We start from the raw sequence: 11029 nt of genomic DNA, 5'->3' as shown, positions 1-11029 counted from the left end.
AGTTGGCATTCGACTCCGGGCTCACCGTCAGCGACCCGCATCGAGGTGGCCGTGCGCCGATACCCACATTCAGCGGTGGCGAACCACACCAACGTCCGATACGGAACCACACACCCCTGACGGCCGAGCAGTTCGTGAATCTTGGTCACCGTCAACGGTTTCGCATCTGCCGACCCGGCCACCCAGTCCCGGATCTGTGTGGTGAACGGCACCAACAGCTCCCAGGACTGCCCATGCCCATTCGGGCGGGCCGGACGGACTCCGGCCACGATCTGACCGATCACCTCATCGGTGAGCCCCGCCGCCCCTGACTCGCGCGTCACCCCGCAGCTTGCGCGGCCGCGAGGTAGTGGCGCACCGTCTTGCGGTCGACCCCCGCGTGCGCGGCGATCGTGCGCAGCCCCGGCGACGGTAACCCCACCGCCAGGCCCAGCCACAACCGCAGGACTTCTCTGATCTCTTCCACAGCAACCTCCCGATAGCCCATGCCGCCGACCTTCCATGACACGTCGTCACAGCCGAGTCAACGGACAAAACGAAGGACCACCAGCGCAACGCGCCGGTGGTCCCATTACTGGCAATCCAGGTGGTCCCATCCCCATGGCAAAAATCAGCCCACAGCGGTCCCTTCACCGTGGCAAATGACAAACCGTGACCGACCGGTGTTGCCCTTTGCGGTAGGACGGCGGCGTGCGAAGTCGATAGAAATATGGTGGGGCGTCAGCTCCGTGGCCAACCACGGCGCCCAGGCGGGGGAACTCTAGTGCGCCGCAAGCTCGCCATCGTCTTCTCCGGCCGCTCAGGCGGCTAGGACCTCTGGCCGGAATGCGGGGGTCACCCGGAGATCAATCTCTTGATCTCGGTCATTACCGCACCAGGAGTAGGTGCGTCGGCGTACACAGTCACTTCGGTGTATCTCGGGTCCAGGATGTGCAAAGACTGGAGGGGATTCTCTCGCAGGCGCACAACACGATAACCAGCCGCGAGAAGATCCATACTCTTGGCACGGTCGATCTCGGCTTTATCTCGGTGCCAATAGCTGCCGTCATACTCGATCACGAGGGCTGGTTCGTCCTTCAACGGCACGGTGATGTCAACTGTCCATGATGGGCGTCGATGAAACTCGGGCGCTTGCAGTTTGGCTCCCGACCTTGCTCTGCCGAACGTCGCTTTCGCAGCCGCAAGGTAGTCGAGTTCGATGCGGGATTTGCCCGCCTCGCGGCACTCCGGACAGTCACTTCCGGTGGTTCGAGAGGACAGCGTCGCTTTCCACACATGAGACGGATCGTTCGGGCACACCCATTCGGGTTCGAATGATGTAGTGCCGTGTGGCCGAACCTGCCACGCCGAAAGAGGGTTGTTGGGCGACCACTCGGCAGCAAGAAGCGGGTACTGATATGCCAGCGAGTCGAGAATCGTGTGGCACCGCGGGCACAGATCACGACGGTATTTGTTGCGGACCGCCACAACCTCACTCCACTCGTGCCCGCACTGACTATCGCGCCACCATACGGTTCTCTTCGAGTCGCTTCCTACGTCATTAGCGGTCAATCGCCCGTTTCTGGTGGGATGCCACTGCGCCGCTATCTCCGGGAATTCCTGCGCCAACCGCGGCTTGGTCTTGGAACGACGGGTCTGGGCCGCCCGACAGTGCGGGCACCCTGACTCCAGAAAAGTGTGGGGGCTGATTCGTGGGTGATGCCCGTTCTGGCACACGAGGCGGTAGAGGCGGACATGACCGGCGACGGGCACTGTCGCGGGATCGGCGGGATCGTCCCAGGCTGCTGCGAGCAGCGGAACCTCGGCGACCGAGGTGCGCTTCAAGGCAGCGTATTCTCTTTGCCAATTCGCCCTGCTCTCTTGCTCGCAACGTGGGCAGGCGAGCCTGTCAACCATCTCCCGTACCGGCGCGGTGAACCGGTGCGAGCACGTCGGACATTTCCACGCCACCTCGCGAGTGGCCTTGATTGATGCCGTTTGGTAGTCCACCTCTGAATTCTCTGTATGATCCCACCACTCGTCTGCTTGGGCGTCGGAGTCTTTGAACAGCATTGTCCGCGTACGGGCCCGCGAAGCACTAACCGTCGCGCGTGCGGCTGACTTGCCGTTGCGTGAACACGGGCATCCGAAACCGATGTCCGCCTGTCGCTCCGCGGTGAGCCGACCACAGTGACGACACCGCACATGATGCGGATCTCCAGCCTGGGACGGATTCGTCAGCGGCCCGAGGTACTCGAAGCCGTTCTCCTCAGCCGTGGTCCGGACTTCGTCGGTGGTGGGTGCGACGAAATAGAGGTGCGAGCGCTGCATCGCGCCCCACTCCCGCCAGTGGCAAGCTCGACACGTTTGCAGCCGGGCACTGTTGTTTCCAACGACGTACTCCAGTCTGTTGTGCGTATGCGTGCCGCACTCCAGGCATTCCATGAGGGTGAACGTGGTGGCCTTTTGTACGGGCTCAATCGCCTTCATCCCACCGATGCGCAAAATCTCGTCGATACATTCTCCACACCAGGAAGGCTTGCTGCGTGTTCGAAACACTGCAGGTCGGCCGCAACCCGGCGTAGAGCACATCTGTTTATCGCTAGTCATCGCTCAACCCTGACGTCACCACGCCAGACATCATGCCGAATCCAAGAGTCGCACACGCGGGCAACCCATGTCGGCGGTTAGCCATCGGCGGTCGGCGCGCGTTGACGCACCGGCGTGATCGGACCGAATCTGATGTCTGATGTTCCTAGATCCAGAGGCCGCACCGGAACTAGTCGACTTCTTACGCGTGCCGATGCCCGGGATGGATCGCTCGGGACACGCCAGCACCCCACCAAAAGCGCCAGGCAACCATTGCGACACTTGAGGAAATGTGCCGATCAGTTGGCGGCTACCCGTGTACCAGGATCTCGTGGGCGACCAGTCCACAGCCGACGCAGCACCACCCGGCCAGGTGTAGGTGCCACCACCTGGGAGGGTGTTGTTGTCAACCAAAAGTTGGCTAGGTACAACACTTTTGGTTGCACGAGACACAGGGCATGAGCACAACTTCTGTCACACTGCTGGAATGCGCTCCCGCTTACGAAGTAGCGCCCACCCCGCCACAGCATGCGTTTCGACGCAGCGACGACAGAGAAGTCATTGTGACCACACACGAAATAGCATCCCAAAGCCTTCCGATCCGGGTCGTGCCCCAGCCCGAGGAGTCCTTGAACTCCATTGTCCGGCGTGCAGCCAACGCCAACTACGTTCCGACAAAGGCCATCACCGGCAGCTCGGGCAAGTACTTTATGGACCCCAAACCCGCAGTCCTCAAATGCATTTCAGCACGCCTGTCGATCGCTTCTGAGGATCTGTTGCGTCATACCGCGCCAGCGTTCGCCCATCGCCGCAGCGGCTTTCTTGCCATGTGCCTCAACACACGACGGCTCCAGTACTGCGCGCTATGCGCGGACCAGACCGAATCCCGCTACTGGTACCTGCCCACATCCTTCGCCTGCACCAGGTGTCGGGTCCTGCTCACAAACGGCTGTAACGAGCAACTACCCGTGTCGGCTCGCGCCCTGAACATACAGAATCAGATGACTGAGTTCGCCACCACCAGCACTGCACGCACGACGCATGTTATGGGCCACTTCGATCGGATGTATCGCGACCTGATGCGCAGAAAAATGCACCGGCTGCGCGATCCCGAGGCGATTGCCTTGGCCGAAGCGGTCGAGCTGAGTGGTCGCGACTACGAGAACCACGGAATGATTCCTATCCACCCGCCAACCACGGCTGTGGCCGCATTGGAACTATGGCAGAAGAGTCGGGCCAAGCCGCTGTACCGCTACTGGACGTACTGCCAGCCCACGTGATGGCGCGCCTGATAAGCACGGTGCTTCAGATTTCCGGGATCCGGAGACCCCTCGACGACCAGCGACACAGGCCTCGGGTCATTCGATAATCGATGCCCGGCAAGAGCGCACGACGCACACCCAGAGACAGTTCGGCCTGCGATCACAGTCTCGTTGCATCCATACGAAGGCAATCGACTTCAGCCGCCCACCATGAACGCTAGCGTTTCCTGCAGGTTGTCGATCGCAGTCTCGATTGCCCGATTCTGCTCGTTATCGAGCAGCTGCCTCGCAGCGCGATGATTGTGCTGCGCTTTCCGGTTGGCGCGTAGGACGTCAAGCAGGGCGAGGTTTGTCTCTATTAGCTTCACATTGGCTTGGAGTAATCGGTCGTCCGCCGACTCGGAAGACTCGGCCACTGTCGGGGGACTGTGTGCCTCCATTCCCGGTGCTATCCGTTCCAGAACCTGATCCAGGTACACCCACCACTGCAGTCGCTGTGGTCGCGGAGTCGCACCACCCTCGATGTCCCGGTTTAGAATTTGAGCCTGGACTGTTCGTTTGTCCTTGCTCAGGAGTCGGGCGGCTTCGGACAAGCTGAGGTAGGGGCGGTTCGGGTCGGGTGCCCCAGGCACACCCGGTGGCGGAGTTTTGTATTTATTAGCCACTAATTGATCGTATCAGTGACCATGTACGTCGTGTTAGCAACACGTGCATCAAGGAAGAACTGTCGTAGTGTCTCAAATAGACGCATACCCAGCGTTCTTGGACACAACGAAGGACAGGAACTATGTCGGCATCGGAAACACACGCACTCGCCTGCCAGGCATTGGAATTGACGATGGGCCAGAACGTGGCTTCCTCGGTTGTCGTCACCGATGCTCTCGGCGTCGAGGATGTCGCACTGTGGGTGACGATCGATCGCGCCGAAGTAAGGCGGCGGCGACTAACCGGGCTGGGGGCCATCACTAGTACCGGTGCTTTAGAGCTGATGTGCGCTTTGCCGCTCAACGAACCGGTGGCGATCTGCGACCTGAACCTGCGCGAGCAAGCTGTCATCGAGCACGGTCTTCCTGCGGGGCTTGCCGACGTGACCGCGGCGACCATCGTCCGGCGTGCGTCGCCAGCGCTTCGGTTGAACGGTGTCGTCGTTGTCGATGATGACTGGGATCGCGGGCTGACAGACGCAAGTCGTTTCGCCAATCAATGTGCCCGCATGCTGGTCATGAGCGCGCCCGCCTGTGATCCCATCGCGCAGCTGGAAGCGGCGGAATACGGGATCGGCTTGGTCGGTCTCGATCGTTCGGGGGAGCTGTCAATCCTTGTGGCCCCCGCACGGCCACGGGTCGACGTTAGTGCGTTTGAGTGGGGTGAATGGGAGGAGGTCTACGGCAGTAGTGATCTGCTCATCGAGGCGTGATGCCCCAAGTGGCGAGACGGCGTCGCGACAGTACTGTCGCCGTTGAGACCCGGCTCGGCAGGCGATCGCACCACTGTCGATAGCGGTATCGTCGTTCGTTGTTCCAGCCGTGTGCCCATCGCTGACTGTAGGGAAGTCCGAGCGCATACGTGCTCCACAGCCATTCGCATGTGTTGGCGAAGGTGTTGTCGGCTGCGCCGGGAATCCTGTGTTGGTGACGCCACGGGTCAAACCACAGTTCGCGCAGCTCAACCAGTTGCAGCACTAGCTGTTCGCGCTGGCGGTAGTCCGGCGGTGATTGTGCAAACAACGGTTCGACCGCGATGACTCTGCCGACGAGTTCGGTTATCGGCACCTTCAGTCGAGGCGACACATTCATCGGAGTTTGGCGTGCTACGCGCGGCGGTATGCCGATCAGCTCGCCGGCCGACACCCAGGTGCCCGACGCCAGTGTTCTGCGGGCCAAACACAACGACACGAACACGCGACCGGTATCAGCCGTGACACCAAGTGCATCAGCGAAGTACTGCTCATACACCGGTGCGGAGATCGCCTGCGGTATGTGCCTTGCCCCCACGCCTCCCGTAGAAGGCGAGTGGTCGAGTTGATAGGAGAAAGACCGCTCGGGAGCAACGACTGCCCGCGTTAGTTCGTCCATGAAAGGGGTTCGGCGCGTGTGGCCGAGCAGCCATGCGCGAGGTCCCGCTGGCGCCGACGGGATGATTCGCGCGAATAGTCGCAGGTGGTGCGCTACTTCAGCGACGGTTGTGCGCGTCAGCATTTCGGTGGCGAGGGCCAAGATCTCTGCGCGAGCGACCATGTCGAGCGGTAGTGACCGCGAAAGTTGTTGCTTGGACGCGTTGCGGGCGAGAGCATCGTCGCGAATGGTTTTCGCCCAGTAATACTCTTCGCCGTTGCCGCTGGCTGCCAGGTGCGTCAGCAGAAGCACGAGCGCATAGTGGTCGGACAGGTAATCAACCGCGGATGAGGCTTTACCGGCCACCTGCATGTCGTGTCCGTCATGGGTGACCGCCAGGAGAATGGCCGCAGCATCCGCCTGCGCGGGATTGGCATCGATTCGCATCAAGGCATCGAGCCGTTGTCCACACGTTTCGACGAACGTCCCCGACCCCGAGATCGGGCTATCGCACTCCAGGAGGCTGTTCGGCAACGGCGGCGTTCTGCGCGTTCGGAAAGGCTTTCCGCAGCGCGGGCACATCGTGTGCAGCACCAGTCGGTGTTCGATGCATACGGCCAATTGCGGCAGGCGCCAGGTGATCGGCCAGAACCCGTGGGTGCCGACGCACTGCGGGCAGATGGCGGTTCCGTGTCTGGGGGTCCACGGCAGTCGGGTTCCGGGTCCAGGAGCGTCACCGTGGAGGTAGCGCGCGAGTGTCATGTCGATGACGTGCCCCGACGCCAGCCCGCCCATGTCGGCGATCGTGGTGACGATCGCCGACATGGGCGTGTATCCGGCTAGGACTGCGCGCCCGTTGATCACGGGAGCGCCTGCGCGGGCCGTGATCTCCTGACTCAGGGCCCGCGGTGTGAGTCCGTTTGTCCGTGCAAGCCGGACGAGATAGCTATCGAGTGCCTCGCTCGGCTGCACGTGTGGGCGTACCGGCATCGAGGGATGCTGGAGTGGCACAGCACGTTATATCGTGCTGATCTTGCGGAGAGAGTGCCGCTTTTTTCTGGGGGCAGCCTGCTGCTGCTCGCGCTTCCTGATGCGGTCGGGTACGTCCGCGTCGTTGATGTGCTGTTTACTCAACCAGGTTGCGCCCTCGTCCTCGAGGAGGCATTTGTAGGCTTCGCGGACGAGTCCGGCCATGTCGCCGTGGCGGCCGCCGACTCGTTCGGTGATGCGGCCAGCAAGCACCCGCGACAGAGAGTCTTCGCGAATGCCGGGAATGTGCTGGCGGAGGGTGTGTTCGATCCGCTTGAGTGAACGTTGGCATGCCGCCATACCGGCCGCATCTGTGGTGCCGTAGTCATGAAATGCCAACGTCCTCGAGCGGCATGTGATCTGGGGGTCTTCGAGTATCGGTCCACCTTCGAGGTTTGCGCCCACGAGAATCAGGGTGGCTCCCACGACGCCCAGTTCGGTGTTCTGGTTCTTGATGTGGTCGAGCAGTTCTCGTCCGAGGATCTTTCGCGTGTTGAGGAAGTGGGCGTCGTCGACGATGAGGATGCGCACTCGATGAGTGCGCAATGCGTGGCCAGCTCGCTCTCCCACTTCCGCTTTGGTTCCATAGGTGCCCAATCTGAAGAACGCACAGATCGCTTTGTTCAGATCAGCGGCCCCCATGTTTCCGTCAACGTTGAGGTACACGATCGGGCACTCTTCGATGATCAGCCCGTCTTCTTCGAGGGTAGGGACGGTGAATGGGTCGAGTTGCGTGCCGGTGAAGTGGTCGGCGTAATACTTTCGGCCCCACTCCAGCATGAAAGTGGATTTGCCGGTGCCATTGGGTGCAGTGAGGATGGGGATCGTCTTAGCGCCGGGGCGGGCGCGCCTGTTCCTAGCGATGATCTTGTTCAGCGCACGGTCAACTTCGTCGGTGTCGTCAGACGCGACGAACAGGTAGTCGAGCCAGTCGATGATGAGGTCCTTGTCGTCTTCACTGAGCTCGGGGACAGCCCGGTGTGCCAGTTGCGGCGCCGCGGGACCGGTCGTTGCGAAGAAGTTGTGCAGTTCGATGTTGTACATGGTTACTCCTAGTTGGTGTCGAGGTTGGTGTAGTCGGGCCAGATGTCGTCATCGACATCAGGTTGTGGGGGTAGAGAGGCGTTGATATCTGTTGGCGCTGCGAGCGTCGCGACTGCGGGCGCGGCGGCTGCGGCTTGGGCGTGTTCGACTACGGACGCCTCCACACGCAGACGTGCGGCATACATTTGACGTGCGACGACTGCTTTGCTGTCGCGTGCGTCCATGAGCTGCCCGAGTTGGTCGAGGATCTCCTCCGACGAGGTCTCTCGGGAGAGGGAATCGCGGCCACCCCGCCGCCGCACTTTCGCGGTCACTGCGTCCATGACCTTCTCGGTCATGGGTGCTGCGGTCAAATCTCTTCCCCGCCAGGGAACTTCGGTGATCGTCCCGGTTTCGGGATGGGGAAACCACAGCTGTGATAGGTCGTTGGCGTCGACGAAGAACGGCATCGCACGATCCTCGGGCCGGAACTGCCCAGTGTGGGTTGACCCGTACTGACGCACCAGTTCTGAGCTGTATACGAGATTCTTGTGCTCTACCCCGGTGGGGGTGGGTGTCAGCCACACCACCGGAAGGAACTGGTAGAGCAGGTCGTGACGTTGGGGAACGTCGATGCGCCCAGTGGCTTCGAGCGCACAGTCAAACATCTCCAGCGGAGAGAGCTTCACGTCGGGGGCTTCGGGGAGGGTCAGTCCCGAATGCGGATCACGGTGATAGGACAGTGCTATCCAGCGGCGCAGCGTGGTTTCGAGCTGGCTCGCGGTCAGCAGCGGCTCGTCGGCTGCCAGAAGGCCTCGTTGACTGGGGTTCCTTCCCTTATATCCCGGGATCTGCTGGACCGCAGCTTGTATTGTCTCCCACCAGCGTTCAATGTGCGCGTTGTCGTTGCTCTTGCCTCCACGATTGGGAAGTAGGTCAACTCCGAGCTGTTGTAGCAGCAGTTGTGTCTGCTTGGAGACGTTGATAGATCCGCGGTCCACACGCACGCCATCAGGCATGACTGAAGGGATCGTGTGAATGCCGTCGAGTGGTCGGCCTTTCACAGTCCGTCGGCCGCGGCCACGTCCGGGGAACACTGCGTGGGAATCGCTGAGGTCGATCGCCCCGGGCAGGCCCGCCCATCTCCAGTGGTCGACGGTCGTTCCCTCGACGAGCATGTGGAATGGTCTCAATATGTCGTAGAGCAGCATCGCGAGGTCGGTGTTGTTCGCGTCCATTGGACACACTCTGCATGCGAGCACTACGCGGGTTTTCACGTCAATTGCCGACAGGATTTGAACGCTGCGGGCGGTGCCGTCGAATTCGTCGTAGACGAGGTTGTCGCAGCGGGTGGCGTCGATTGCGACGACTTGCCCCGGCCGGATAGCGGGGTACCACTTGTCGCCCGCCACTTCGCGTAGTCGCCGCGAGCGGTGCGCACGGGGTGTCTTGCCATTGGCTCGCATGAGTTCGCTGAGGTAGCGGTCGGTGGCTCGCGCGGGCGTGCAGTCATCTTGGCCGCGCTTCTTGAGGTCCACGCGTATTCGGCGGTCCAGTTCACGTTGGCTCACCGCACTCAGGTCTCCTTGAAGAGCGGCTATTTGACGGTCTGCGGCCGCACGATAGAGCGGTGACACGCGGTCGAAGTCTGCTGTGGCGCGGTCGCTTCGGTGATCGACGAGCCCAGCGATACCTTCTCTTTTCCATTTCCGAACCCACCGTTTCACCGTCGCGACACTCACGTTTGTCGACTTGATGTCGCCGTAAGCTTGGCGGTGGAGCTTCTTGGAATCGAGACCTGCCGCTCTGCTGAGTGTGTCTGCCGCGTGTTGAGCCTTGGTGTTCAGTGACTGGTTTTCGCACGGGTCGTATGGCCACTGCGGTTCGTCGGCTCGTGCGAGTTCCACGAATCCGTCCCGAAACCCGGTCTCGATCAGTTGCACCACTTCGAGCCGGAGCAGGGCATTCTCTCGCGTGCTCTCAGGTAGCGAATCCCACCACGGCAGCAGCGCCTGGTGCATTCCAGCGAACTTCCCGTTGTCGACGCGGCGCGCAGTCTGGAACTCTTCCCACGGGACTGTGTACTGGGCTCCCGTGGCGTCACGCACCGTGTAGTTGCGTGCGGTGATCGCCGTGAGCAGTCCCATGCCGTTGGGCATGAGCACGCGTGCACCGATTTCGAGGGTCTCCCTGGTCATGCTGCACACACCCTGCTGGCACCAGTGATCTGCGAGCACAGGTCGATCGCGACGTCCCCACGCCAGATCATGTGCCACAGGGCAGACTTCAGTTCACCCGATCCGTCGTCGAGATCGAATAGCGCGTGCATCGACGTACCCGCTGCGGCTGCTGCGCGAATGACGTCGACATACTTGTGAGTCCATTCGCATGGCCGACGGAACCCGTTGAGCTGTATCAGATTCAATCGTTCGCACACCGACATTCCGGTGAATACGCGGTAGTCCCACCCCACTCCAGCGGCCGCATCCGCCGTCTCGGCCGACTTCTTCAGAAACGCGCCGTCTTGGTCGTCGTCCGATCGGCAATCCCAGACAGTGACGCCCAGAGGTGAGATCTGCAGAAGATCAGGCGTGTGGAGACCTGCCGTTGGCAGAGAGATCCGAAACGGTTGGGGTAGCAGTCGGCTCGACACCGTCGGGCGATCGAGCCGTCGGTGCAGGTCGTGTTCGAGGCCGGACTCAAGTTCATGGCTGCACGGTTGTCCGTTCGAGCTGTTGACTGCGCACCAAACCTTCACCTTGATGTTCGATGACAGCTTCGACCCACCTACTGCGCGGACCGGCGCCCATACGGATAGTTCACTGTCGGTGACGGTTCGAGGGTCGAACTCGCACAGTTCGCCGTTGGCGTCTCGGTGCTTCCATATCGCCGACATGGCCTGTGGATCGTTTTCGGCAGATCTGTTGCTGGACTTGACAGCGCGCTGAGGGCGCGTTGAAATAGACATACAAAATCCCTCCGTGGGATGTGTAGGTGTGAATCGTCAGATGGTTTGGTGTGGAGCCGTGACCATCTGGCGTTTTCATTCGTGAGGAACGGCGCTGTCGCCGACCAAGGAATTCATCAGCCTTC

Annotated in this window: 9 protein-coding genes and 1 pseudogene; 2 read left to right on the top strand and 8 right to left on the bottom strand. The window is 61.3% G+C overall.

Annotation, left to right across the window (positions count from 1 at the left end; all coding sequences use genetic code 11):
* The 3 genes and pseudogenes from GOACH_RS14660 to GOACH_RS14650 all read right to left on the bottom strand — a co-directional run.
* Nucleotides 1-323 (bottom strand): annotated as a pseudogene (locus GOACH_RS14660) (IS21 family transposase); the annotation flags it as partial.
* On the bottom strand, nucleotides 320-508 hold the full coding sequence (locus GOACH_RS14655; RefSeq protein WP_040518781.1) for a hypothetical protein: 189 nt from the start codon (nucleotides 506-508) through the stop codon (nucleotides 320-322). The pseudogene GOACH_RS14660 and the gene GOACH_RS14655, both read right to left, overlap by 4 nt.
* A 326-nt stretch (nucleotides 509-834) precedes the next feature.
* Nucleotides 835-2469 (bottom strand): zinc-ribbon domain-containing protein, encoded by a 1635-nt coding sequence (locus GOACH_RS14650; protein WP_083859072.1) that lies wholly within the window; start codon nucleotides 2467-2469, stop codon nucleotides 835-837.
* Between the two features lie 557 nt (nucleotides 2470-3026).
* Between GOACH_RS14650 and GOACH_RS14645 the strand changes: the two genes are divergently transcribed.
* Nucleotides 3027-3848 (top strand): TniQ family protein, encoded by an 822-nt coding sequence (locus GOACH_RS14645; RefSeq protein WP_281168905.1) that lies wholly within the window; start codon nucleotides 3027-3029, stop codon nucleotides 3846-3848.
* A 179-nt stretch (nucleotides 3849-4027) separates the two neighbouring features.
* Here the strand turns inward: GOACH_RS14645 and GOACH_RS14640 are convergent, their stop codons facing one another.
* Nucleotides 4028-4246: a hypothetical protein gene (locus GOACH_RS14640; RefSeq protein ID WP_157227734.1), complete on the bottom strand. Its 219-nt coding sequence runs from the start codon at nucleotides 4244-4246 to the stop codon at nucleotides 4028-4030.
* A gap of 371 nt (nucleotides 4247-4617) precedes the next feature.
* Between GOACH_RS14640 and GOACH_RS14635 the strand changes: the two genes are divergently transcribed.
* A complete protein-coding gene (locus GOACH_RS14635) occupies nucleotides 4618-5247 on the top strand; it encodes a hypothetical protein (RefSeq protein ID WP_005176067.1) in 630 nt (209 codons plus the stop codon).
* On the opposite strand, the gene GOACH_RS14630 is transcribed toward GOACH_RS14635, so the two are convergent.
* From GOACH_RS14630 to GOACH_RS14615, 4 genes are read right to left on the bottom strand one after another with little or no spacing between them, the layout of a single operon-like run.
* Nucleotides 5234-6874 carry a TniQ family protein gene (locus tag GOACH_RS14630; protein ID WP_005176065.1) on the bottom strand — a complete coding sequence of 547 codons (1641 nt, stop codon included), beginning with the start codon at nucleotides 6872-6874 and terminating at the stop codon, nucleotides 5234-5236. The genes GOACH_RS14635 and GOACH_RS14630 overlap by 14 nt on opposite strands.
* 27 nt (nucleotides 6875-6901) lie before the next feature.
* Complete coding sequence (locus GOACH_RS14625) at nucleotides 6902-7957, bottom strand: AAA family ATPase (RefSeq protein ID WP_005176063.1); 1056 nt, start codon at nucleotides 7955-7957, stop codon at nucleotides 6902-6904.
* An 8-nt stretch (nucleotides 7958-7965) separates the two neighbouring features.
* Nucleotides 7966-10134: a helix-turn-helix domain-containing protein gene (locus GOACH_RS14620; protein WP_005176060.1), complete on the bottom strand. Its 2169-nt coding sequence runs from the start codon at nucleotides 10132-10134 to the stop codon at nucleotides 7966-7968.
* Entirely contained in the window at nucleotides 10131-10589 is a 459-nt protein-coding gene (locus tag GOACH_RS14615; RefSeq protein WP_157227732.1) for a hypothetical protein, read from the bottom strand. The genes GOACH_RS14620 and GOACH_RS14615 overlap by 4 nt, the downstream gene beginning before the upstream one ends.
* Between the last annotated feature and the right edge of the window lie 440 nt (nucleotides 10590-11029).

The organism is Gordonia aichiensis NBRC 108223, from assembly GCF_000332975.1.
Lineage (GTDB): Bacteria > Actinomycetota > Actinomycetes > Mycobacteriales > Mycobacteriaceae > Gordonia > Gordonia aichiensis.
Note: the sequence above shows the minus strand (reverse complement) of the source record. Positions and strands in the feature narration are given on the sequence as shown.